This is a genomic window from Helicobacter suis HS1, from assembly GCF_026000295.1.
GTDB classification, from domain to species: domain Bacteria; phylum Campylobacterota; class Campylobacteria; order Campylobacterales; family Helicobacteraceae; genus Helicobacter; species Helicobacter suis.
On record NZ_AP026769.1, the window covers coordinates 1,575,695 to 1,598,057 of the forward strand.

General features: G+C 40.5%; 22 protein-coding genes, 2 tRNA genes and 5 pseudogenes. 13 read left to right on the forward strand and 16 right to left on the reverse strand.

All coding sequences use genetic code 11. The features are described 5' to 3' along the window. Nucleotides 1-347: 347 nt before the first annotated feature. Nucleotides 348-506, reverse strand: a complete 159-nt coding sequence (locus OO773_RS10120) for a hypothetical protein (protein WP_406600079.1) — start codon at nucleotides 504-506, stop codon at nucleotides 348-350. Then, nucleotides 472-723 carry a hypothetical protein gene (locus OO773_RS08775; protein ID WP_264828546.1) on the reverse strand — a complete coding sequence of 84 codons (252 nt, stop codon included), beginning with the start codon at nucleotides 721-723 and terminating at the stop codon, nucleotides 472-474. Before OO773_RS08775 ends, OO773_RS10120 begins: the two co-directional genes overlap by 35 nt. Before the next feature lie 127 nt (nucleotides 724-850). On the opposite strand from OO773_RS08775, the pseudogene OO773_RS10125 reads away from it, so the two are divergent. Beyond that, a pseudogene (locus OO773_RS10125) lies at nucleotides 851-960 on the forward strand (FAD-dependent oxidoreductase); the annotation flags it as partial. On the opposite strand, the gene OO773_RS08780 reads toward OO773_RS10125, so the two are convergent. Then, nucleotides 948-1,484, reverse strand: coding sequence for a CgeB family protein (locus OO773_RS08780; RefSeq protein ID WP_264828547.1), 537 nt, complete (start codon nucleotides 1,482-1,484; stop codon nucleotides 948-950). The pseudogene OO773_RS10125 and the gene OO773_RS08780 sit on opposite strands and share 13 nt — an antisense overlap. Nucleotides 1,485-1,797: 313 nt before the next feature. Between OO773_RS08780 and OO773_RS10130 the strand changes: the two are divergent. From OO773_RS10130 to dapE, 3 genes and pseudogenes are all read left to right on the forward strand, one after another. After that, a pseudogene (locus tag OO773_RS10130) lies at nucleotides 1,798-2,106 on the forward strand (FAD-dependent oxidoreductase); the annotation flags it as partial. A gap of 57 nt (nucleotides 2,107-2,163) precedes the next feature. Beyond that, nucleotides 2,164-3,972, forward strand: a complete 1,809-nt coding sequence (gene mnmG, locus OO773_RS08790; protein ID WP_406600088.1) for a tRNA uridine-5-carboxymethylaminomethyl(34) synthesis enzyme MnmG — start codon at nucleotides 2,164-2,166, stop codon at nucleotides 3,970-3,972. Next, a complete protein-coding gene (gene dapE, locus OO773_RS08795) occupies nucleotides 3,969-5,108 on the forward strand; it encodes a succinyl-diaminopimelate desuccinylase (RefSeq protein WP_006564251.1) in 1,140 nt (379 codons plus the stop codon). Before mnmG ends, dapE begins: the two co-directional genes overlap by 4 nt. 459 nt (nucleotides 5,109-5,567) lie before the next feature. Here the strand turns inward: dapE and OO773_RS10135 are convergent, their stop codons facing one another. From OO773_RS10135 to OO773_RS08825, 6 genes are all read right to left on the reverse strand, one after another. After that, on the reverse strand, nucleotides 5,568-5,675 hold the full coding sequence (locus OO773_RS10135) for an SEL1-like repeat protein (protein ID WP_081255407.1): 108 nt from the start codon (nucleotides 5,673-5,675) through the stop codon (nucleotides 5,568-5,570). A gap of 349 nt (nucleotides 5,676-6,024) precedes the next feature. Continuing rightward, the gene (gene hsrA, locus OO773_RS08805; protein ID WP_006564252.1) at nucleotides 6,025-6,705 is read right to left on the reverse strand and encodes a homeostatic response regulator transcription factor HsrA; all 681 of its coding nucleotides are present in this window, start codon (nucleotides 6,703-6,705) and stop codon (nucleotides 6,025-6,027) included. Nucleotides 6,706-6,840: 135 nt separating this feature from the next. Then, nucleotides 6,841-8,451: an arginine--tRNA ligase gene (gene argS, locus OO773_RS08810; RefSeq protein WP_006564253.1), complete on the reverse strand. Its 1,611-nt coding sequence runs from the start codon at nucleotides 8,449-8,451 to the stop codon at nucleotides 6,841-6,843. Next, a complete protein-coding gene (tatA, locus tag OO773_RS08815; RefSeq protein ID WP_006564254.1) occupies nucleotides 8,452-8,715 on the reverse strand; it encodes a twin-arginine translocase TatA/TatE family subunit in 264 nt (87 codons plus the stop codon). Between the two features lie 45 nt (nucleotides 8,716-8,760). Beyond that, entirely contained in the window at nucleotides 8,761-9,369 is a 609-nt protein-coding gene (gene gmk / locus OO773_RS08820; RefSeq protein ID WP_006564255.1) for a guanylate kinase, read from the reverse strand. Further along, nucleotides 9,366-11,111: a hypothetical protein gene (locus tag OO773_RS08825; protein WP_034375814.1), complete on the reverse strand. Its 1,746-nt coding sequence runs from the start codon at nucleotides 11,109-11,111 to the stop codon at nucleotides 9,366-9,368. The genes gmk and OO773_RS08825 overlap by 4 nt, the downstream gene beginning before the upstream one ends. An 81-nt stretch (nucleotides 11,112-11,192) precedes the next feature. Here OO773_RS08825 and OO773_RS08830 point away from each other — a divergent pair, with 81 nt between their 5' ends. After that, complete coding sequence (locus OO773_RS08830; RefSeq protein WP_176485971.1) at nucleotides 11,193-11,744, forward strand: phospholipase D-like domain-containing protein; 552 nt, start codon at nucleotides 11,193-11,195, stop codon at nucleotides 11,742-11,744. Here OO773_RS08830 and OO773_RS08835 read toward each other — a convergent pair. After that, nucleotides 11,741-12,469, reverse strand: coding sequence for an outer membrane protein (locus tag OO773_RS08835; RefSeq protein WP_006564257.1), 729 nt, complete (start codon nucleotides 12,467-12,469; stop codon nucleotides 11,741-11,743). The two genes, OO773_RS08830 and OO773_RS08835, sit on opposite strands and share 4 nt — an antisense overlap. An 87-nt stretch (nucleotides 12,470-12,556) precedes the next feature. On the opposite strand from OO773_RS08835, the gene flgH reads away from it, so the two are divergent. From flgH to pseI, 5 genes are read left to right on the forward strand one after another with little or no spacing between them, the layout of a single operon-like run. Further along, a complete protein-coding gene (flgH, locus tag OO773_RS08840) occupies nucleotides 12,557-13,282 on the forward strand; it encodes a flagellar basal body L-ring protein FlgH (protein ID WP_176485240.1) in 726 nt (241 codons plus the stop codon). Continuing rightward, entirely contained in the window at nucleotides 13,282-13,977 is a 696-nt protein-coding gene (gene pseF / locus OO773_RS08845) for a pseudaminic acid cytidylyltransferase (RefSeq protein WP_006564259.1), read from the forward strand. The genes flgH and pseF overlap by 1 nt, the downstream gene beginning before the upstream one ends. Next, nucleotides 13,967-14,869, forward strand: a complete 903-nt coding sequence (locus tag OO773_RS08850; RefSeq protein WP_006564260.1) for a hypothetical protein — start codon at nucleotides 13,967-13,969, stop codon at nucleotides 14,867-14,869. The genes pseF and OO773_RS08850 overlap by 11 nt, the downstream gene beginning before the upstream one ends. Then, nucleotides 14,863-15,435 carry a UDP-4-amino-4,6-dideoxy-N-acetyl-beta-L-altrosamine N-acetyltransferase gene (gene pseH / locus OO773_RS08855; protein WP_232087199.1) on the forward strand — a complete coding sequence of 191 codons (573 nt, stop codon included), beginning with the start codon at nucleotides 14,863-14,865 and terminating at the stop codon, nucleotides 15,433-15,435. Before OO773_RS08850 ends, pseH begins: the two co-directional genes overlap by 7 nt. 21 nt (nucleotides 15,436-15,456) lie before the next feature. Continuing rightward, nucleotides 15,457-16,473, forward strand: coding sequence for a pseudaminic acid synthase (gene pseI, locus OO773_RS08860; protein ID WP_006564262.1), 1,017 nt, complete (start codon nucleotides 15,457-15,459; stop codon nucleotides 16,471-16,473). Here pseI and OO773_RS10140 read toward each other — a convergent pair. Together OO773_RS10140 and OO773_RS10145 are read right to left on the reverse strand one after the other, a co-directional pair. After that, nucleotides 16,455-16,664 (reverse strand): annotated as a pseudogene (locus tag OO773_RS10140) (transcriptional repressor); the annotation flags it as partial. The gene pseI and the pseudogene OO773_RS10140 sit on opposite strands and share 19 nt — an antisense overlap. A gap of 162 nt (nucleotides 16,665-16,826) precedes the next feature. Beyond that, a pseudogene (locus tag OO773_RS10145) lies at nucleotides 16,827-16,913 on the reverse strand (transcriptional repressor); the annotation flags it as partial. Nucleotides 16,914-17,074: 161 nt separating this feature from the next. On the opposite strand from OO773_RS10145, the gene OO773_RS08870 reads away from it, so the two are divergent. Next, nucleotides 17,075-18,388 carry a methyl-accepting chemotaxis protein gene (locus OO773_RS08870; RefSeq protein WP_178137346.1) on the forward strand — a complete coding sequence of 438 codons (1,314 nt, stop codon included), beginning with the start codon at nucleotides 17,075-17,077 and terminating at the stop codon, nucleotides 18,386-18,388. 2 nt (nucleotides 18,389-18,390) lie between these two features. Then, a complete protein-coding gene (locus OO773_RS08875) occupies nucleotides 18,391-19,482 on the forward strand; it encodes an aminotransferase class I/II-fold pyridoxal phosphate-dependent enzyme (RefSeq protein ID WP_006564265.1) in 1,092 nt (363 codons plus the stop codon). A gap of 138 nt (nucleotides 19,483-19,620) precedes the next feature. Here the strand turns inward: OO773_RS08875 and OO773_RS08880 are convergent, their stop codons facing one another. After that, nucleotides 19,621-19,791: a DUF2130 domain-containing protein gene (locus OO773_RS08880; protein ID WP_264828548.1), complete on the reverse strand. Its 171-nt coding sequence runs from the start codon at nucleotides 19,789-19,791 to the stop codon at nucleotides 19,621-19,623. An 11-nt stretch (nucleotides 19,792-19,802) separates the two neighbouring features. Between OO773_RS08880 and OO773_RS08885 the strand changes: the two are divergent. After that, nucleotides 19,803-20,804, forward strand: a pseudogene (locus tag OO773_RS08885) (HoxN/HupN/NixA family nickel/cobalt transporter). 17 nt (nucleotides 20,805-20,821) lie between these two features. Here OO773_RS08885 and OO773_RS08890 read toward each other — a convergent pair. The 3 genes from OO773_RS08890 to OO773_RS08900 all read right to left on the reverse strand — a co-directional run bounded on the left by OO773_RS08890 (nucleotide 20,822) and on the right by OO773_RS08900 (nucleotide 22,363). Then, complete coding sequence (locus tag OO773_RS08890) at nucleotides 20,822-22,006, reverse strand: DUF2130 domain-containing protein (protein ID WP_006564267.1); 1,185 nt, start codon at nucleotides 22,004-22,006, stop codon at nucleotides 20,822-20,824. A gap of 17 nt (nucleotides 22,007-22,023) precedes the next feature. Further along, nucleotides 22,024-22,110: transfer RNA gene (locus OO773_RS08895), tRNA-Leu, on the reverse strand. 168 nt (nucleotides 22,111-22,278) lie between these two features. Further along, nucleotides 22,279-22,363 (reverse strand) — tRNA-Leu (locus OO773_RS08900).

Consider the following 22,363-nt stretch of genomic DNA (forward strand, 5'->3'; position numbering starts at 1 on the left):
TATGCGTCTGTGCGCTTACATCTCCGCCCTAAAGGACGGAGTTTTACGCGCGTTCAGATAAAAAGCCACTTACAAGTAACCATATGGCGGGTTTATGTGTACTAGCCGGGTGATTGTCTTTAGGTACTGTTTATGGGTGCGATTAAGGGCACACAACATAACGATATTTTATCACCTCTTACGCCTGCGTATTTTGCAAGTCTTGGAACTCCTTATTGTTCTTTAGCTGGTTGACTTGGTAGCTATCAAGTAAGATTGTATAGCTGTAGTTTTGCACAGCAATACCGCCATTACTCACCATTTCAGAACGAATTGGCTTAATTGGGAAAGCTTGGGTATTGTTATGTTTAACCTGCTACGCCTAAAACCCCCCAAAAGAGAATTACATGATTGATCCAAAGCACCACAACAGCCAATATAATTAAAAAAATGCCTGTGATATAACGCGCTTTTTCCTCTAAAAATTTTGCTTTAAAACCCTTGATAAAAGACCTCTTCTCTTGCATATGTGTCTTCGCGATAACCAAGCCTATAGTATCTATCTAAATGTCTATCTAAATGTCTATCTAAATGTCTATCTAAATGTCTATCTAAATGTCTATCTAAATGTCTATCTAAATGTCTATCTAAATGTCTATCCAGAATGATACGAAAAATCTTATGATAAATCCTACCACAAAACTTATAGCCAACACGAGCCACCGCCTTAAATTTTGCATTCATTTTAAATCCTAACCAAAGTAAATAAGAACACTTAGGATAACATAATCGGATAACATAATCCAATTTTAATTTTCTCATTAAATGATCATTAAAATCTCTGATCATAAAATCAGCAAAAAGGATTGCCATGTTAGATATTGTTGTTGTGGGAGGGGGGGCATGCAGGTATTGAGGCTTCTATTGTGGCGGCTAAAATGGGCGCTAAGGTGCATCTACTCACGCTTTTAATAGAAATAAGCCTTTACTTTAAAATTTTCCTTCTCTAAGGCTTTGATCATCTCACCTCGCCCACCATAATTAAGCCCTACAAATCCAATATCATAGACACGCTCTACATTTTCTAAGGGGTGGTAGAAATCTAAACTAGAGGCTAGAGGGAAATAAAAAGCGGGCGTGCCCTCTTTAAGTATCCATTCTACTTTTTCAGGCGCTGTAGTGAGGGCTAGATCAATGAAGGGTAAAATGGCATGTGTGCCCAAAGGACTATCTAAACCATAGCCAGCTGCATCATCCATTTGTAGATTAAGGATTTTAAGGTCTTTGTAGCGGTGTTTGATCAACAATAAATCTCTAGGACTGTAATTCCACCCCCACCCTTGGATCATTAAAAGATCGGGTTTTGCATTTGCTGGGGCGTTGTCTATAATTTCACAAATTTTAGTGGTGTTAATAAAAGAGTTTGCCTCTTTGCAGTTAAGCAAGCGACCCATGTTAAATCCATAATGTGCTGTCCCATAGCTCCCATCATCTTGATAAAACAAGTACACCTCCTCACACACCTTTGATAAATCCTGAATAAACCCGCTTTTATCCTGCTCTGCATCATTGCCCGCAAAAAGTACAATGGGTTTTCTATCTTTAAACTTGTCTCTAAAGACCTGATTAAATCCTCTTTTTTCTAAAAGTTCTTGGGTGTAGCTTTCAAAATTAAGGGTGCTCCAATCAGGAGGTGTAACTAATAAATCTGTCTTATTGCAACTAGAACAATTAACAAAGGGAAAATTTTGATAAAAGACCTCTTCTCTTGCATATGTGTCTTCGCGATAACCAAGCCTATAGTATCTATCTAAATGTCAACAAGTTATTCACTCCATTAAAGGCTTAGAGCACGCCCACATTACGCGCTATGGTTATGCCATTGAGTATGATTTTATCCAGCCTACAGGGCTTGAATACTCCCTAGAGAGTAAACAGATTAAAAATCTCTATTTAGCAGGCCAAATCAATGGTACAACTGGCTATGAAGAGGCAGCAGCACAAGGATTACTTGCCGGAATTAATGCTTGTTTGACTTTACAAAATAAACCCCCCTTAATTTTGCGGCGTGATGAGGCCTACATCGGTGTGATGATTGATGATTTAGTCAGTAAGGGCACACAAGATATTGTTGTTGTGGGAGGGGGGCATGCAGGTATTGAGGCTTCTATTGTGGCGGCTAAAATGGGCGCTAAGGTGCATCTACTCACGCTTTTAATAGAAAATATCGGGCTAGCTAGCTGTAACCCGGCCATTGGTGGACTTGGTAAGGGGCATTTGGTTAAAGAAATTGATGCCTTAGGCGGGGTCATGGGGATTTTAAGCGATTTATCTGGTTTGCAATTTCGCATCCTTAATGCCTCTAAAGGACCAGCTGTACGGGGTACGCGCGCTCAAATTGATATGGATCTCTACCGCCAAAATGCCCGCAATTTAGTGTTAAACACTTCTAATTTAAGCGTTTCTCAAGAAATGGTGGAGGGTTTACTCATAGAAAATGGGGCTGTGGTGGGGGTTAAAAGTACTCTTGGTAAAGAATATAAAGCCTCAAAGGTTATTCTCACTACAGGAACTTTTTTACAAGGCCTAGTACACATCGGGACACATACAAGCCAAAACGGGCGCTTTGGTGAGAGCGCTTCTATTGAGCTAGCCAAGCATTTAAAAACTCTAGGTTTAGAAATAGGGCGGCTTAAAACCGGCACCTGCCCGCGTTTGGCTGGAAATAGCATTGATTTTACAGAGCTAGAAGCCCACTTTGGGGATTTTCCTCCGCCTAAATTTAGCCATAAAACAAAGGATTTTAACCCCATACAATTACCCTGTTTTATCACCTACACTAATTCTAAAACCCACGCCCTTATTGAGCAAAATTTCCATTTAGCGCCTATGTTTAGCGGCCAAATAGAGGGGGTGGGGCCGCGTTATTGCCCTAGCATTGAGGATAAAATTTATCGCTTTAAAGATAAAGAGCGCCACCAACTTTTTTTAGAACCCCAAACAAAAAGTGGCAGTGAGTATTATGTCAACGGGCTAAGTACTTCTCTACCCTTTCATTTACAAGAACAAGTTATTCACTCCATTAAAGGCTTAGAGCACGCCCACATTACGCGCTATGGTTATGCCATTGAGTATGATTTTATCCAGCCTACAGGGCTTGAATACTCCCTAGAGAGTAAACAGATTAAAAATCTCTATTTAGCAGGCCAAATCAATGGTACAACTGGCTATGAAGAGGCAGCAGCACAAGGATTACTTGCCGGAATTAATGCTTGTTTGACTTTACAAAATAAACCCCCCTTAATTTTGCGGCGTGATGAGGCCTACATCGGTGTGATGATTGATGATTTAGTCAGTAAGGGCACACAAGAACCTTATCGCATGTTTACCTCTCGCGCTGAATACCGCCTACTACTACGAGAGGATAATGCAAGGTGGCGTCTTTGCAAGTATGCTTATGCTTTAGGATTAATGAGTGAGAAAGAGCATGCCAAATTACAAAAGCAACAAGATCAGATCACAAAAGCCCTAGAAAATCTTAAAAACACACATTTTACGCCCTCTAAAGAAACCCTACAAAAACTCCAAGATTTAGGACAAGAGGGGATTAATGATAAATGTAATGGGGTGTTTTTAGCCGGACGCGATAGCTGTAGTGTAGAGATTTTAAGCTCTCTTTTTAGCTTTTTACAAAATTTAGAGCCAGAGGTTTTAGAGCAAGTTAAAATTGCCTGTAAATACCATAGCTACATTGAAAAACAAAGCGCCTCTATTGCAAGAATGGAGCAGATGTTACAAAATAAAATCCCCTCAGATTTTGTCTTCCATAAAATCCCCGGTCTTGGCCTAGAGGCCATAGAAAAGTTAGAGAGATTTCGCCCTAAAAGTCTCTTTGAGGCCTCACAGATTAGCGGAATCACCCCTTCTAACTTAGAAGTGTTGCAACTCTACCTCCACCTACACACTAAAACCACTCTTAAAGAGCTCCCATGAATGCTATTACTCTTGCCCAAAAACTTTTAACCTACCCAACTATCACACCCAAAGAAGAGGGGGTTTTTGCCTACCTAGCCTCTCTTTTGCCAGATTTTAAAGTCTTGCACGCTAATAAAGAACCGGTTAAAAATATATTTCTTTATAGAGATTTTGGCGGGGAAAACCCCTTGCATTTTTGCTTTGCCGGGCATGTAGATGTTGTGCCTCCGGGGGAGGGCTGGAGTGTAGATCCTTTTGCTGGGGTACTTGTGGATAATTTTTTATATGGGCGCGGAGCGCAGGATATGAAGGGAGGCATTGCGGCCTTTTTTTGTGCTGTGATAGAGTTTTGTAAACATGTTCAAAAGCCAAAAATCCCTTTGATTCTCTCTATTCTTTTAACCAGTGATGAGGAGGGTAAAGCCAAGTTTGGTACAAAACACATGCTAGAGGTTTTGCAAAAAAAGCATTTATTGCCCCATTTTGCTTTAGTGGCCGAACCTACGAGTATGCAGACCCTAGGCGATAGTATTAAAGTTGGTAGAAGAGGGTCAATCAGCGGAAACATCATCGTACAAGGCGTGCCCGGGCATGTGGCCTATCCTAAAAAATGTTTAAATCCTATTGATCTTATTTCTGATAAATTGAATTTACTAGCCGGAGCGCTTTTAGACAAGGGTGATGCTTTTTTTGAGCCCTCCCGCTTGGTGCTTACCTCCATTGAAAGCCATGTGCCCGCAGAAAACATGACACCCAGAAGCCTAAAGATTGCCTTTAATGTCCGCCATTCGCCCGCCACCACGCGCGAAGATGTGGAAAATTTCTTAGATAGAGTACTCTCTAAAGTCCCCTGTGATATTCATTTAAGACAAAATTCTTTGCCCTTTGTCTCCTCTAAAGATAGCCTCATTCTCTCATATCTTAAACAAGCCATTACAGAAGTTTTAGAAATCACCCCTGCACTTAACACTAAGGGGGGCACTAGCGATGCGCGCTTTTTTAGGGCGCTGGGGGTGGAGGTTGTAGAGTTTGGTGTGTGTAACGATCGCATCCACTCTACTGATGAGAGGGTAGGGGTGGAGGAGTTAGAACAACTCCAAAGCGTCTTTTTTAGATTGCTTGATTTGTTTTTTAAAAAATCGCTAGAAAGATGACACGCCTTTAGGTGGGGTAATCCTGCGCGTCTTTATATGTTGGAGATCAAATTTAGGGATAGCCAACATTTCCTACAGGCAACCCCAGCATAAGCCAAGTGTTTTTAGCATTAATGTTTTTAGCATTTGAGCGTTTCACAAGGGTTTTTATAAATCAAAGCTTTAATTGCCCTAAAAACTTTAATTGCTTTTTCCAAAGCATTTCTTCTAAATTGATTTTCTGGAGTGTGCTAACTGCCCTTAAAGACTGGCTAGCAGAGTCTGCAAATTACGCACAGATTGCAAAGCAAGCTTCCTAAAAATCTGCTGGAGTGCACACCTAGCGAGCTTTACACACAATACTCTACGGGTAAATACACCCCTTATTAGGGCTTTGCCTCGAGATGTTGTAGAAAGGTAAAAGCGCTAAAGGGGTAGATAGACAAGTGCTACAGCACACTTATAAAAAAAATACTACAACTAGAAAAATCCACTCACGCTGCCCATGAAACATAACTTACGAGCCCTTTTGAAATATTCCTCAGCCTTTTGTAAATCTTTTTCTACACCCTCTCCATTCCTATACATGACCCCCAAGTTGAAAAAAGCCCCAGCATGCCCCCCGTCTGCTACTTTTTGAAGAACCCTATGGCTTTTTGGTAATCCTTATCCTCATAAGCTTTTAATGCTACATCCAAAATCCTCTGACATTTTCTGTTCTCCTTTGAAATAAGACTGCTCTCTTAAATTCTACTTTTTTACTTGCTACAGCTAGCGCTTAGGCGCAAAGACTCTAAAAGCTTCCCGCCCTCATTTCCAAACTCTACGCTTTTTTAAGAAACTTCATAGCCTTTTTGGGTTTGGCTTTCATGCCAATGCCCCTAGCTCTAGTTATAAAAAACATAACCACGCTAAGAGCTTTTAAAGTAGCGCAATTTCAAGAGTTTTCTACACTTTTTGGGTAACAGAAACGATACCCCCTACGGCGCACGGTTTCTACGGTGGAAATACCTAGTGGTTTGTCCATTTTTTGGCGAATCTGATTAATGGCCACCTCAATCACATTAGGCGTTACTAATTCTGGCTCTTCCCAAATAGCGTCTAAAAGTTGCTCTTTAGACACGATTTGATCGCGGTGGCGTGCTAGATGAGTAAGCACTTCAAAGGGTTTACCTTTAACTTCAATTTCCTTACCCTTATATACGATCTTTTCCTCATCTGGATTAATCACAAGATCTTCAATTTCAATAATGCTAGAACCCCAAAAGCGTAGTCTCGCCTCAATCCTAGCCACAAGCACCCCCAAATCAAAAGGCTTAGCGATAAAATCATCTACCCCCTCCTTAAAGGCTTTGATTTCTTGCTCACTGGAGGCATTATTGGCTAGCATGATGCTTACAATAGAGGCGTGTTTAGCCTTTGCATAAGGTACTAAACTTAAGCCATTACCATCGCTAAGCTCTAAACTAATCAGTACAAGATCGTAATTGCGGATGCTGATGTAATACTCGCCATCCTCTAAATTCTCTGCTACATCTACCTGAAAACTCTTTTCGCTGAGGTAGGCGCTAATTTCTTTGCTTAAATCAGCGTTGTTTTCCACCAACAAGATACGCATTCAAATCCTTTAACTTAAACTTAAATTATTATAACAAAAGTTTAAGAGAAAATTCCAGATATTTTAGATATTTTAACTAGCCGGCATTTAGTCGGCACGGGCGGGGTAACTCCCCCTCCTTATCCCCGTCCGTTGTTACATCTTTCTTTTAGCTTCAATCCCAAGTAATTTTAAACCAATTGTTAGACTCAAGCTTACCATTTGGCAAAGTTTTAAATAGGGCAATTCTTGCGGGGTGTCTAAAATTCTATAGGCATTATAAAAACTGTGAAAATCGGCAGCTAAACCTTTAAGATAATCGCATATCTTTTGCAACTCCCTATCTTGAAAGGCGGTTTGTAAAATTTTAGGCAAATTAAGAGCGTTAAAAAGAAGAGCGCCCCCAGACTCGGGGAGATTTTCTAAAGAACTTGAGAGAATAGCCTGCAAGCTAGCATTAGGCTTTTGGAAGAATTTTTCTAACATGGTGTGGATACGGGCGTTGGCGTAGTGGATATAAAAAATGGGATTAGAACTGTCTTGTTTTTGCAAACTAGCAATGTCAAATTCTAAATGCGTATCTAGCTTTTTACTCAGAAACACAAAACGCAAAGCATCTTTGCCCATGTCCTCTAGTACATCGCTAAGCAGCACTGAATTACCCGCCCGCTTACTCATTTTATAAGGCTTGCCATTTTGCAATAAAGCCACCATTTGCACCAAAAGCACCTCTAACTTTTGTGCCTCATAGCCTAGAAACTGCAAAGCTGCCTTGATACGGGCTACATAGCCGTGGTGATCAGCCCCAAAAATATTAATGTAATGATCAAAGCCCTGTTTGAATTTATAATCATGGTAGGTGATGTCCCCAGCGATATAGGTAAAGTCCCCATCATTTTTACGAATCACGCGATCTTTTTCATCTCCAAACATGCTAGATTTAAGCCACCTCTTGCCCTCAAATTCATACACGCCTCCGGCCTGCTCTAAACGCTTAAAAACCTCCTCTTGATGCGCAAACATCGCCCTTTCACTCGCATAATTTTCTATAACAATTCCCAAATCTGCTAAACTCTGCTCTATTTGAGCTAATACCACTTCTTTAGCAAAGTCTCCTAATGTGGCGTAAAGATTGGGATCATTGTTATTTAAATCCGGGAAATGCTCCAATGCCTTTTGAGCTAGTTCATTGATATACGCGCCTCTATAATACTCTGTTGGGTATTCTACTTTGAGATGTTGCATCTCACAAATAGCTAGCCAAAGTGAAAGGCCGAGTAATTTAATCTGTGCGCCTAGATCGTTGACATAATATTCGGTGTGTACTCTGTAGCCTAAAAAGCGGGCTAAATTGCCAAAGCTATCTCCAAAAATTGCCCCTCTGGCATGCCCGATATGCAAAGGTCCTGTAGGATTTGCGCTGACAAATTCTAAATAAAGGCTCTCGTTTTTATCCGCTTCTTTGCCAAAATCTACCCCCAGTTTTAAGGCCTGATTGCAAAAGCGATCTAAAAAACTTTCTTTGAGGGTAAAATTAATATAGCCATTGAGTGCTTCTATTTTTGCAAAAACAGCCTGACACTCTTCATCTTCTAAAAGACGATCCACCAACTCTAGCGCGATAATCTTAGGTGGCTTTTTATACACCTTTGCTAAAGGAAAAGCAACCACACTAGCATAATGCCCTAAACTTCTATCTTTAGGGTGCTCTAAGATCACCTCTGTTTGTAAAACCCGTTCTAGTAGGGTTTTGATCGTGTAATGCATTTAGCTAACTTTGGTAGGGTCTTTAGTTTGTGTGCTACTCTGTGGGCTATTTGGGGTTTGTGGATTAGGGCTAGTGGTGTGTAAAGTTTGCACCTCCTCCTTACCCTCTTTTTTCTCCTCCTCATCATCTTTCACAGCCTTTTTAAAGTTCTTAATCCCGCTACCAAGCCCCTTAGCCAACTCAGGGATTCTTTTAGCCCCAAATAAAAGCAAGATCACCACTAAAACAATCAGCCAATGCCAAACACTTGTAAAACCACCCATGTTTATCCTTTTATAGGGATTTTTTCCATATTAGCATAGCCTAACTTAGTCTTTCCAAGCACGGCAAAGTTGCTCCTTAGGAAACATCTGTTGTTTATAGCGCAAGGTGTGAGCTACTTCTAGCACCATTTTTTTAGAAAGCTCTAAATCCTCGTTGATGAGCACATAATCAAACTGATCTATCTCTTGGAGTTCTTTAAAAGCCGTGATGAGGCGCTTTGTGATCACCTCGTTACTATCTGTTTGTCGTTGCTCTAAACGGGTGCGTAAAACCTGTGCATTTTTAGTCGTGATAAAAATAGAAGTCGCTTGAGGATAAATATTTTTAACGCTACGATGCCCCTGTACATCAATATCAAGTAGTACAAGTTTATTCACTTTCAAAGCCTGCTCAATGGGTATAAGAGAAGTGCCATAATAATAGCCGTGTACTTTAGCCCATTCTAAAAACTGATGTTTGTCAATCCCTTCTAAAAAAGCCTCTTGGCTTACAAAATAATAATGCTTCCCCTCAATCTCTCCTTCTCGTTTGGGACGCGTTGTGGTTGAGATAGAAAAATAAATATCCTCACATTGCTCTAATAAATGCCTCACAAGGGTACTCTTACCCGATCCACTTGGACCAGCTAAGATGAGCATGCGATAGGCAGTCATGTTTTATCAGCTAATTGGACCTGAACATGGAGGGTTTTATTCTCTAAAATCTTAGGATCAATGGGCAAATCTTTAAGCAAGGTTTGTAAATCAAAACTTAAGCTCAAAGGGGGCAAACTTGGTTGTTCTTTTTGAGGCATTTGCTCTTGAGGTATTTCCTCTTGTGGCGCTTGCTCTTGGGGTGTGGCTTCTGCTTTCTTATCCTCCTTATCTGCCTCCTCCTCTTTTACTTCCTCTGCTGTCTCTGTACTCTTTGGCTGTTCTTTTGGCTGTGCCTCTTGCTTGGCCTCTTCACTGGGTATTTCAGATTCATCCATCACACTAGCCATAACCGGCTCAGGAATGTCTTCAATTTTTTCAAACTCTTGGGATTCTTTTTCAGGCGGGGTTGTTAAAGATTCTTTAGATTCTGTAGATTCTTGTACGGGTGTTAAACTTTCTGGCTCTGAGGCTTGGGGTTGTGTCTCTTTTTCTAAGGGGATTTCTGAAATTTCTGGTTGCTCTTTAAGTTCTTGAGATTCTTGAATTGGCTCTTGAGGTTCTTTTTCTACATGTTCAACTTCTGCACTTTCCTCGACCTCTTGATTAGCCTCTTTGTCTTGAGAAGATGGGGGGGTTTCTTTTGCCTCTACTTCCTCCTTTTTAGACTCTTCTATTTGGGGTTCTTCAGATTCTGTATCTTGAGTTGAACTAGAATCTGCATGGGGGGTTTCTTGTGGCATCTCTTGTGCTTCTTGTGCTAAAGAAGGTTCTATATCTGTGAGGGGTTGTATATCCTCCATAGCCGTGTGCATCGCGCTATCCATTCCATGCATGCTATCCATGAGCTCTTGAGCCTCAGGAGAATTTTCTTGCATTAAATCCTCAAGCATGTCCATATGTACACTATCTGCATGGGTGTGGGATTCAAGGGGAATATCATCTGGAAGAGCAGAGTCTGGCGTGGGTTCTTTAGAGCTATCTGTCTCTTTTTTAGGGGTGTGTGTTTCTACTGGCAATAAATCCTCTAAATTTAACCCTTCTGTGTTATCGTGATGGGTTGGGGTTTCTTGGGTTGGGGTTTCTGGTGGCAAGGGGGTTTGACTTGTTTCTTCTGCCTTTTGCTCTTTTTGCTCGTGTTCTTGTGGTTTAGCCTGTGAGGGTTCTTGTGATGTTATAGGTTCTTGTGATTCTGTAGGCGTTTCTGGGATTGCCTCTTCTTTATGTTCTTCTTTATGTTCGCCCCCCTCTGCTTTCTGCTCTACTTTTTGCTCAGGAGTGCTTGAAGAGACCTCATGTTCTCCGGGGACATCTAACAATCCTTTTAGTTGATCTAAACTGGAATCAATATCCTCTAAAAATTTTGTATCTGCAGGTTGTGTTTGTTCTACTTGGGGACTTGAGGCTTGCTTAGGGGCTTGATCACTAGGAGAGGTGTCCATAACTCTTTGCAAAATATAAAGTACATCTGTGGGTAAAAAAGGTTTTTGGATGCAATGCGTAAACCCCTCACACTCCTCCACACCCTTTCTATGCAAGAACGTTTTAAAGTGTACTTTTTCTAAGTAGGGTTTGATCTGTGCATATTCCTCGCCACCTATAGCTGTATCGTCTGCAAAAAAGAAATACGCCTGATCTTCTTGTAGCAATGAAATAGCATCCCCTACACGATCTACGGCCACTAGCTCTAGGTTTAACTTTTTAGCGATGTTTTCAAAAAGCTTACCCACCATCTTATTTTGATTGACTAATAGAATTTTCAAGGACTCTCCTTAAGCTAGGCTAGCTAAGCTGTGGATTATAATACAACTTCGCCTTTTTTTACTTTAACCATAAGGACATTCATGCGCTCTATTAAAGCCTCTTTATTTTCAAGTCTACTAGCTTTTAGTCTTAATTTGCAGGCTGATTCTACCCTATACATGCTCCCTTATGAACAAAATGAGGCGCTTAAAAGTTTAATTAGTGGGATTAATGCGGCTAAGAGTAATATAAACATCGCCATTTATAGTTTTACCCATAGAGACATTAGCAAGGCGTTAAAAGATGCTGCTAGCCGTGGCGTTCGTATTAATATCATCTTTGATCGCAGTTCTAATATCCATAGCGAATATTCTGCAATGGGCTATCTTTCTAAATATCGTGGGATTAATACTTGTATGCTTAGTGGTAGAGAAGCGCGTAAGATTGGGCGTGGTAGGCATGAGTATGAAGGTATCATGCACCAAAAACTAGCTCTTATTGATAATAACACCATCTTTTTAGGTTCGGCTAATTGGAGTAAAAACGCTTTTGAGAATAATTACGAACTCCTAATGAGGGATAACAACCCAGCCATTATCCAAAAAGCCCAGAGTTATTTCAAAAAGATGTGGGCGGGGTGCCAACACCCTTAAAAATGATAGCTATACCCTATATAAAAGGCAAAGGTACGGCGGAAAGTGATGCTGTAATGGCTATCGCTGTAGTAAGTGTGGTTAATTGTAGGGATTTTAAACCCAAGATCGATGCCATGCGCACCTACCACTAAGGCGCGAATCCCTACATCAAATAGAAACTGGAAAGCGCTCACACTAGGCTTAGCACCTGCGGGCAAGCCCATCGCGTTTTGCCCATTTACACCCATTAGCCAAGAATTCCCAGCAATGGCCACACCGACATAAAAACCCAAATCTAAAGAAATATCATCGCGATAAAATGCCCCCTGAAAGAAGTTATAAAAAAAATCCGCTGCTGCTCCATAGGCAAGCATATTATTGCTCCCATAATAAGCCCCTCCTCCATAGGGGCTAGATTTATAGCGCGCTCCATACCCATTCCAGTCTAAAAAGGCATAATAGCGCATTCCAAACATCTGATCATCACGGAAGTAGCCTGTATACCCGATATTAAACCCTAGCCCATTAGCCCCAACATTCATGTCATTACGCCCCGGCTGAAAAACACTTGTAGCTGTGGCATTGGTTGTTAAAATAGCTACGGTACCTGTCTGGTAATTTGCACCGATAAATAAACCATCTTTCCAAGAAGTGTGTCTTCTAAATTGATCGCTAGGCTGTGCATATAAAGACCCCGCCCCTAAGATCATTGTAAAAAACCACCCTAATTCCTTGCTTCGCATATTTCTCCCTAAATCTTAAATGCGTCCAAACAAAGCGCCATTATAGTATAATTGGGCACAAAATGTGCCAAATTTTTTTTAGAAAGGATGGTTGTGCTTATCAAATTCATTTCCCCAAAAAGCTTGCTAATCCATGCACTTTTTCTTTCTATAGCTCTAAGTGTAGAACCCGGGATTAAATTTGATCCACCCGACTATGTAGAGGACATGCCCTCTAAAGAATTTATCCCCCAAATTGCCAAACCCGGTAGTTTATTTGGGCAAGGAGAACGCCCCTTATTTGCCGATAGACGGGCTATGAAACCTAATGATTTGGTTACTGTGATGATTAATGAAAACGCCAGTGCCAACTATAGCGCCTCTAAAAATTACACCAACACCTCCAATGGCAACTCCACAGCCCCCAGACTTACCTACAATGGCACTAATCCTAATAAAAGAAACCAAGCCCAGTTTTTAGACGATCAAAGCAATTATAACCTCACCCAATCAACCACTAACAACACTTTTAAGGGTGGGGGTTCGCAAAAGAAAAGTGAGGATATGAAACTTACTATCACCGCTAGAATTGTCAAAGTCTTAGAAAATGGTAATTATTTCATTTATGGTAGCCGCGAAATTTTGGTGGACGGAGAGAAACAAATCATTAAAATTAGCGGTGTTGTACGCCCCTTTGATATTAGCCGTAATAACACGATTGAATCTAAATACATCGCCGATGCCAAAATCGCCTACACCCATATCGGAAGTTTAAGCGCAAGTAATAAAAAAAAGCTAGCTAGCGATGTGTTAGATTCAAGCTTTCCCTTTTAATGCAACAGATCATTGCCTTAATTTTAGCTAGAGGAGGGAGTAAGCGCATTCCTTTAAAAAATATCACCCCCTTTTTAGGTAAACCTTTAATCTTGCATGTGATCCAAGCGGTGTTAGAATCTAAGCTCTTTGCGCAGGTTGTGGTGTCTACTGATTGTGAAAAAATTGCGCAAATTGCCAAAACACATGGCGCATCTGTACCATTTTTGCGCCCTAAAAATCTAGCGGGGGATTTCACACCCACTTTAGAAGTAATTGCCCATGCCATTAAAACCCTATCTATCCATGAAAGAACTATGCTTTGTGTACTCTATGGCACCAGTGTTTTTCTGCGGGCTAATTACATTAAAAAAGCCCTCAAAGCCCTAGAAAACAACCCCCATAAAAAGTACGCCTTTGCTTGTAGTGCTTATAGTGCCTCTCCTTACCGCTCTTTTAGTATCCAAGAAAACAACCCCACCCCGCTTTTTGTAGAAAACATGCCAAAACGCTCCCAAGATTTACCCCCCCTTTATCACGATGTAGGCTTATTCTATTTAGGGCAGGCTTTGCATTTTGCACGATTAGAGCCTCTTTTAGCCCCTCACTCTATCCCGCTTATTTTGCCTCATCTTTATGTGCAAGATATTAATACGCCTGAAGACCTAGAATTAGCCACTCTCAAATACACCTTTTTAAAGACCCATGCAAATTAGTATTTTTTGTGATGCCACGCCTCAAAGTGGACTAGGGCATTTAAAACGTATGCAAAAACTCAAAGCCTTGTTAGAAACAATGGGGGCACAAACAACCCTATTTGCTTCACACTCTACTGATCTACCCCCAGATTGGCACAAGGCTAGTATCCATGCTAAGGTGGTTATTATAGATAGCTATTTAGCGCCCCTATCTTTTTACAAAACGATCTCTTCTAAGCTTGTGGTGTTTGAAGATATGCCACAAACATACCCCCCCCATGTTTTTGTGATCAACCCGGGGTATCAAGCCCATACCCGCTACACAACAACAGCACAACAAAACCCGCGTTATTTTCTAGGCATTGATTTTTTACCCATTGATCCGCTCTTTATCTCAAAGAATAAAGCGCTTAAACCCACCCTTTCTAAACTCTTTCTTTCCTTTGGAGGCAGTGATTTAGCTTTGCCCTTTTACCAAAAAGCCCTAAACTTACTCCAAAAGACACCCCTAGAAGTACACATAACCGCCCCTCTTAATATAATCCAAGCCCTACAAATTAACTATCTACAAAGCCCTAAATACTACTACCATGCCAATGCTTGCTTTAAAGACATTGCCTTTTTAATGCAAGAGAGTGATTTAGCTTTACTAGCTGGGGGGGGCATGCTTTATGAAGCTATTTTAAGTAAAACCCCCATTATTGCAATCCCTGTTGCACCTAACCAACAGCCCCAAGTACAAGCACTCAGCGCGCAAGGATCATGCCATGCTAGTAGTTTAGAAGGGTTATTAGAGTCTGTGCAAATTTTAAGTCCACTGCACAATAGAGAGCGCATGCAAAAAGATCAAGAAAAGCTAAAAATAGGGCATAAATTACACAAAACCATGCAAGAGATTTTAACATGTTAGATTCATCTACTTTTTGCCAAGAATTACTGCTTAAAAGTTTTGAAATCCCTTCCAATCCTTTTAAAAAATACCCGCCCTTACTTGCCTGTCATTTTATCCACACAAGCCAAGAGGAGCGTTTGCAAATTTTAGCCTTTAGAAACCACCCTAAAACAACGGCGTGGATGTATACAGAAGAAATCACCCTCGCCTCTCATTTGCACTTTATAGAACAACTCAAACAGAGCAATAACAGCGCTTATTATCTTTTTAAACAAGGGGATTTATTGCTTGGAGTGGGATCGCTAAGCCGAATCCACCCCACGCATCGCCATGCTTTTTTAGGGATTTATAAAAACCCAGATTTAGAACATGTGGGCGGGCAAATTTTAGATGCTTTAGAATTCATCGCCTTCTTTAAAATGCGCCTGCATTCTATCCATTTAGAAGTTTTAGCAACCAACGAACAAGCTATCACCTTTTATACCCACCATGCTTACCGCAAGGGAGGGCTTTTAAAAGATTTTATTTACCGCCAAAGAAGTTACCATGATGTGTGGCTATTTTCTAAACTCTCGCCCCTTTAAACTCTTTAAAAAAGGCTATGGGTGATTCCTTTAATCGTTGCAGAACTTAGTTCTAACCATGCCAACTCCCTAGAAATTGCCCAAAAATCTTTAATCACCCTTAAAAATATCGGTGCCGGTGCTGTTAAACTCCAAACTTATACCCCAGATTGCATGGCGCTTAAAACCCCTATGTGTATCCAAGGTACGCTTTGGAATCAACAAAACCTCTATGAACTTTACAAACAGGCAGCCATGCCCTTAGAGTGGCACGCCCCACTCTTTAAACTAGCCAAAAGTTTAGATTTACTTCTCTTTAGTTCTGTTTTTAGTTTAAAAGGTTTAGAGCTTTTAGAAAGTTTAGAGTGTCCTTTATATAAGATTGCTAGTTTTGAGATCACCGATTTAGAGCTAATTTTCCACACCGCTAGTACTCAAAAACCTATCATTATCTCTACAGGCATTGCCACACACGCAGAAATTTTAGACGCATTAGAAGCCTGCAATAAGGCAAATAACAGCGCTATCACCCTTTTAAAATGCACCAGCGCCTACCCTGCTCCACTAAAAGAGGCTAATTTGCTTTCTATGCCAAAACTACAAGAGAAATACGGGGTTAATTATGGTTTAAGTGATCATACACTAGGAAATCTTAGCGCTATTATTGCCACCACTCTAGGGGCATCTATGATTGAAAAACATTTTATGTTAGATAAGAGTTTAGACACTCCCGATCGCGCCTTTAGTATAGATACAGAAGAATTTAGCCAACTGATTCAAGCCGTGCACAATACAGCCCTAGCTCTAGGTAGTTCTAACCCCACTTTAAACCCGCATATTTTACAAGAGGGGCGTCAGTTTGCCCGCTCCCTTTTTGTGATCAAAGCGCTTAAAAAAGGCGCAATTTTCACTAAAGAAAACATTAAAGCCCTGCGCCCTAACACAGGCCTAGCCCCTAAATACCTCCCACAAATTCTAGGTAAGAAAGCTACTAAAGATTTAGATTACGGCCATCCGCTTACTTGGGGAGATGTACAAGATTATCTATCTGCCCCTTGAGCCAAACACTTAGCACATATCACAAAAAGTTTCATGTCATGGCTGACAAGTTTAGCCTTATGTTCTTGTGCCACTTGGATTTGGCGCTCTTCAATTTCTAAATCTACAAATTCAATAATTTCCCCACAATGCAAACAAATGATGTGATCGTGGTGTTTTTTGGCTGCAATTTCATAGCGCCGCCCTGAAACCAATAGCATTGCTGAGGTTATTAAAGATGATGTCAGTAACATATGATCTCTCTTACAAACCTCTTTAGTAACAGCTGATGCGGCTAACTATTCTATTGAAAATCTCAATAACTTAGCCTTTTGTTGTTTGGCTAAAACCGATCATGTGGTCTATAAAGGCAATTTTTGCTTGGAGTTTTTTAAACCATTTTTCCTAATAGAAATACTAGATAGCTCTAAAATAGACTCTAAAGTTTCTAACCGTTGCATATAATCAATGAAACATTTTTCTTATATGCCCAGTTATCGCAGTATGGAAGGATGCCATAAGGAAGTATACACGACAGTGCTAACGCCCTTGTTGAACAGTATGATAATGCTAAGAATTTGTAGTGTATAATGCGTGTTTAATATTGTTGCAAGGGGTTGACATGTTTTTTAACAAGGGTTTAAAGCAATCAGAGGATAAAGACGCTGAGATCAAGTCTTTACAAAAAAAGCTAGATTTTTATAGACAGCTTGTGGATTTGTGTAGCCATATGGGTTTTATTGGGGTTAAAGATCATAAGATCGTATTTAAAACAGGAGAAATTGTTAATATGGAGGGCATTGATAGCAAGGCTAGTGATCTCTCTAGCCCTAATGAGGATTTTAGCCTTAACAACCGTCTATATAAAACCAAGAGCCAAAATATTGATGGGATACTTTATCACTCTGTGATGCAAACCTCTGATCTTCTCATTGAATGTGGTAAAAACCAAATCTTTAATCTCTACCACACCAGCATGCGCGAAGGGCTTGAAGAGTTGCAAGCCACCGTGCAAGATATTTTTAAAGATACAGATGATTTATTCCGTGCAGCAGCTACAGGTGTGGAAAACGCTAAAATCACCATTGAAAAAATGGATAAGGCTAGTGAAAATATCTCCAATTTACATGAAAAAATGCAAAACGCCACCTCTTTAGCCGACTCGCTTAATCAGCGCAGTAGCGAAATTACCCAAGTTATTTCTCTGATTGATGATATTGCCGAACAAACCAACTTATTAGCCCTTAATGCTGCTATTGAAGCGGCTAGAGCGGGCGAGCATGGGCGCGGGTTTGCGGTGGTGGCTGATGAGGTGAGAAAACTTGCTGAAAAAACCCAAAAAGCCACAAAAGAAATTGCTGTGGTGGTTAAATCCATGCAACAAGAGGCTAACGATATTCAGACTAACACACATGAAACCAATAGCATTGCTGAGGTTATTAAAGATGATGTCAGTAACATGCGATCTCTCTTACAAACCTCTTTAGTAACAGCTGATGCGGCTAACTATTCTATTGAAAATCTCAATAACTTAGCCTTTTGTTGTTTGGCTAAAACCGATCATGTGGTCTATAAAGGCAATTTATACGGCGTGGTTTTTGATATTCCTAATCACTTTAAAATAGTAGATAGCCATAACTGCCGTTTGGGCAAATGGTATTATGAGGGCGATGGAAAGAAACATTTTTCTTATATGCCCAGTTATCGCAGTATGGAAGGATGCCATAAGGAAGTACACGACAGTGCTAACGCCCTTGTTGAACAGCTCAAAGATCGCAGTCAAGTTAGTTTTGAGACGATTGAAAAGGCTATCAGTGCTGTTGAGAGAAGCTCTAAAGAAGTGCATAATGCTATTGATAGAATAAGCCAAGAAAAAGGAGAGGAGTTACGCAAAAAAATCAGCAATATCCTAAACACCACCTCCCCTAATACTTAAAATTGTTTAATCACGCTTTAAAAGCCCTAAAACGGGCTAATCTGCACAGAGAACGATGCCTTTACCCCCCCACTTTAGCAGACTTTGCCTCCAATGATTATTTAGCTTTAGCATCGCGTAAAGATTTATTACAAGAAGCTTTTCATATCTTACAAAATCTACCCTCCCACGCCCCCAAAGCCTCCATGCTTGTTAATGGCTATTATCCCTTGCACCAAGAATTAGAAAATTATCTTTGTGATCTTTTGGGGTTTGAAAGTTGTGTGTTAGTGGGGAGTGCTTTTTTAGGCAACCTTGCCCTTATAGATGCTTTGGTGCGTAAAAATGATTGGCTTTTAATGGATGCACACTACCATGCTAGCGGGCAGTTTTTGGCTAAAAAATCCCCCAATACCCTTTTTTTTGAACACAATAACCCGCAAGATTTGAAGACAAAACTAAATACTTGCCATAATAAAGGCCAGCTTTTCATCGCCATAGAGGGGGTGTATTCTATGGATGGGGAGATCGCGCCTTTAGAAATCCTAGAAATTGCAGAAAGCTATGGAGCGTATTTGATTTTAGATGAGGCGCATAGCTTAGGCAGTATAGGGGAGCATTTATTAGGGCTTTTAGATCACTACCAGTATAAACCTACAGAAAAAATGATTTTATTAGGGGCTTTTTCTAAGGCTTATGGCAGTTATGGGGGATTTATAGCAGGGTCTATAGAGATGATTGACTTTTTATGTAACCGCGCTAAGAGTATTCTTTACACCACAAGCCCCTCTTTGCTTGATACCGCCTTGAGCTTTGTTAATCTCAAACACCTTTATAACAACACAAAACACTACCAAGAAATTTTAAAACAAATGCGCGCCTGTTTAGATCGCTTTAATTGGCACACACAGAGCAATATTTTTACCCTACCCTTTGTAAATTCTACCGCTTTGTTAGAAATGCAGGATCGCCTGATCAAACATGGATTTTTATGCGCGGCTATCCGTCCCCCAACCACAGCAAACCCTCTTTTACGCCTCTGTTTAAATATCCAGCCCCAAAGAACTTTAGAACTTTTAGAGGACTTATGTTATCTGTTAAAACATTCTCTTTAAAAATCCTGTCAGTTAGTCTATATTCTCACACAAGTTTGTGCTAGTTTGGGCAATCTCTTATGGGATTTGGCGTTTTGGAAAAATTGAACAAAAATGGGGGCAATCTAACAAAATAGATCACTTCTAACTTGCTCTTATTTAGCATTGCTTAAACTCTAAGGCCTGTAAAGCTGGCATGCTTAAGCCTGCAATCCCCTCTAAAGATCCATAAGTGTGGCTGATAAGCGATAAAATCTGATCGATTCGTTTTTCCTGTTTAGCCCAATGTTTTTGCATGGCTTGCTTTTCTTTTCTCAAATCCTCTTGCATCTGCATAAAATGTGTACTCGTGGCTACCCTATGCTTTGGGGATTGTCTTTTTGCATGTCTTAGGAGTGGGTTTATTAATTTTAGCAAATGAACCTCATTTTTATTCGTTGGCCATGACGGCTTATTTACTTGGCTCTAGGCATGCCTTTGATGCCGATCACATTGCCTGTATTGATAACACAATCCGCAAACTTTCCCAACAAAAACAAAATGCTATGGGGGTGGGTTTTTACTTTTCTATGGGTCATTCTAGTGTGGTGATTTTAAGTATTGTAATTAGTGCCTTTGCAATTGGCTGGTTTGAAGGGCATGTGCCCGCTTTTAAAGAAGTAGGGAGCATTATAGGAACTTTGGTTTCTGGCCTCTTTTTAATCATTGTGGGTTTACACCCTTCTGGCCTTTTTTAATCTCCTCAATGCGATCTAGGGGAAAATGAACGCGCATATGATCAAGAAGCCCTAGAAGCCCTGCTACAAGAACGCGGACTTATAAATCGTTTTTTTAAACCCTTATTTGTCTTTATCTCTAAAAGCTGGCATATCTACCCCATTGGCTTTTTATTTGGTCTGGGTTTTGATACAGCTAGTGAAATCGCCCTTTTAGCCCTTTCAGGGGCTGCACTTAAAACAAGCATTATGGGCATGCTCGCCTTGCCTATTTGCTTTGCTGCTGGCATGAGTTTATTAGACACTTGCGATGGAATTTTTATGGTTAAAGCCTATGACTGGGCATTTAAAACACCTCTGCGCAAGATTTATTACAATATCACTATCACGGCTTTAAGCGTACTAGTGGCCTTAGTAATTGGAGGTGTAGAACTCTTCCAAGTTTTAAGCCAAAAAATGCACTGGGAATTTCATGGAGTATTAGGGTATTTACAAAACCTAGATTTTGGGCATCTTGGTTATTATTTAGTGGGCATGTTTGTGCTAGTTTGGGCAATCTCTTATGGGATTTGGCGTTTTGGAAAAATTGAACAAAAATGGGGGCAATCTAACAAAATAGATCACTAAAAATAACCTTGAGTTTTCTATTGCTTAAACTCTAAGGCCTGTAAAGCTGGCATGCTTAAGCCTGCAATCCCCTCTAAAGATCCATAAGTGTGGCTGATAAGCGATAAAATCTGATCGATTCGTTTTTCCTGTTTAGCCCAATGTTTTTGCATGGCTTGCTTTTCTTTTCTCAAATCCTCTTGCATCTGCATAAAATTCTCCACAATACCTTGTATTTGCAGATTAAATTCTGTGCTTGTTAAGTAATGATAAAGCGAGTGTGCTTTATCTGCTTTGTCCTCTTGACTTTTTTGTACTAAGGCTATCCGTTCTACCATTGCACGCAAAAGCACACTTAAACCTTTAAATTCCTCAAAAGTACACACATAAACCCCCTCTAATAAACCCATTCTTTCCATCTCCTTAGGCAAGATAGCACTCACCAAGACCCCTACCTCTGCCCCCTCTGCTTGCATATCCTCCTTGAGTTTAACAATCCACTCTTTATTAAAGTTCTTTGTATTCTTACTCTCATAACAAATAGTCCCGCAAAAAAGCCCCTGCCTTGTATAAACCTTGTGTAAACAATCCGCACCCTTCTGGCCTTTTTTAATCTCCTCAATGCGATCTAGGGGAAAATGAACGCGCAAATACTCCTCAATAACCCTCTCCTGTGCCTCACCTTGGAGTTGTTGAGAAGTACTCTCAGCGCGCTTTTGTATTTCTAATGCACTCTGTTTAAGCTGGTTAATCTGCTCCTCTTTTTCTTGGAGTTTGATCTCATAATCAGCTTGGAGGCGCTCTTTTAGTTGCTGTAATTGCGTACTTAATTGTGCGGCACTTTGTGCCTCTATTGCAGCGCGCATCTCCTCTTTATCCCGTTTCAATTTTTCATTTTCAGTTTCTAGGGCGTACATCTTTTTTAATTGATTAGATTTTTCTGTATTTTCTTTTTGTAGAAGTTCTAAAGCCCCTTCCTGTTCGCGCTTAACTTCCATACGGATAGAATGATATAGTTCTTGTCGTTCTTTCTCTAAGGCTCTAGCCACGCCCTCTTGTACCTGTTGGTTAAGAGTCTTTTCTTTCTCTTCTAAATTTTTAAAAGCTTGTTTGTATTCCTGCCTTTTGGCTTGTACTTCTTGCTCAAAATGAGCCTTTTGCTCTGCTAAAAAGTCGCTTGCATCAATGGATTTATGACAATGAGGACAGATTAAGTTTTGCATGGTGTTTCTTTAATGTGTGGTACCAAAAGTCGGACTCGAACCGACACGGAGTTGCCTCCACCAGATTTTGAGTCTAGCGTGTCTACCAATTCCACCATTTTGGCTCTTTTAGGCCTTTTATCCCGCTTACGCCGCCTTAAACTTAAAAGGGTTGTGGTTTGAAAAAAACCTTTAAAACCTCCGGTTTTTTCCTGCGGTTTTTGATCTTCTGTTCAGCTAACCTTTTTAGGGTTTTAGGCTTGATAAAACCTGCAGTTTTTTAAGCGGTTTTCTGGTGCACTGGGCGAGAGTTGAACTCGCACGGGTTACCCCACCACCCCCTCAAGATGGCGTGTCTACCAGTTCCACCACCAGTGC

Coding starts and splice junctions, on each gene's coding strand:
- pseH (WP_232087199.1), top strand. CDS start 14,863: ATGTTAGATTCATCTACTTTTTGCCAAGAATTACTGCTTAAAAGTTTT.
- flgH (WP_176485240.1), top strand. CDS start 12,557: ATGGTTGTGCTTATCAAATTCATTTCCCCAAAAAGCTTGCTAATCCAT.
- gmk (WP_006564255.1), bottom strand. CDS start 9,369: ATGACTGCCTATCGCATGCTCATCTTAGCTGGTCCAAGTGGATCGGGT.
- hsrA (WP_006564252.1), bottom strand. CDS start 6,705: ATGCGTATCTTGTTGGTGGAAAACAACGCTGATTTAAGCAAAGAAATT.
- mnmG (WP_406600088.1), top strand. CDS start 2,164: ATGGGCGCTAAGGTGCATCTACTCACGCTTTTAATAGAAAATATCGGG.
- OO773_RS10135 (WP_081255407.1), bottom strand. CDS start 5,675: ATGTATAGGAATGGAGAGGGTGTAGAAAAAGATTTACAAAAGGCTGAG.
- OO773_RS08880 (WP_264828548.1), bottom strand. CDS start 19,791: ATGCAAGAGGATTTGAGAAAAGAAAAGCAAGCCATGCAAAAACATTGG.
- OO773_RS08870 (WP_178137346.1), top strand. CDS start 17,075: ATGTTTTTTAACAAGGGTTTAAAGCAATCAGAGGATAAAGACGCTGAG.
- tatA (WP_006564254.1), bottom strand. CDS start 8,715: ATGGGTGGTTTTACAAGTGTTTGGCATTGGCTGATTGTTTTAGTGGTG.
- dapE (WP_006564251.1), top strand. CDS start 3,969: ATGAATGCTATTACTCTTGCCCAAAAACTTTTAACCTACCCAACTATC.
- OO773_RS08830 (WP_176485971.1), top strand. CDS start 11,193: ATGCGCTCTATTAAAGCCTCTTTATTTTCAAGTCTACTAGCTTTTAGT.
- OO773_RS08835 (WP_006564257.1), bottom strand. CDS start 12,469: ATGCGAAGCAAGGAATTAGGGTGGTTTTTTACAATGATCTTAGGGGCG.
- OO773_RS08850 (WP_006564260.1), top strand. CDS start 13,967: ATGCAAATTAGTATTTTTTGTGATGCCACGCCTCAAAGTGGACTAGGG.
- OO773_RS08775 (WP_264828546.1), bottom strand. CDS start 723: ATGAATGCAAAATTTAAGGCGGTGGCTCGTGTTGGCTATAAGTTTTGT.
- pseF (WP_006564259.1), top strand. CDS start 13,282: ATGCAACAGATCATTGCCTTAATTTTAGCTAGAGGAGGGAGTAAGCGC.
- OO773_RS10120 (WP_406600079.1), bottom strand. CDS start 506: ATGCAAGAGAAGAGGTCTTTTATCAAGGGTTTTAAAGCAAAATTTTTA.
- OO773_RS08890 (WP_006564267.1), bottom strand. CDS start 22,006: ATGCAAAACTTAATCTGTCCTCATTGTCATAAATCCATTGATGCAAGC.
- argS (WP_006564253.1), bottom strand. CDS start 8,451: ATGCATTACACGATCAAAACCCTACTAGAACGGGTTTTACAAACAGAG.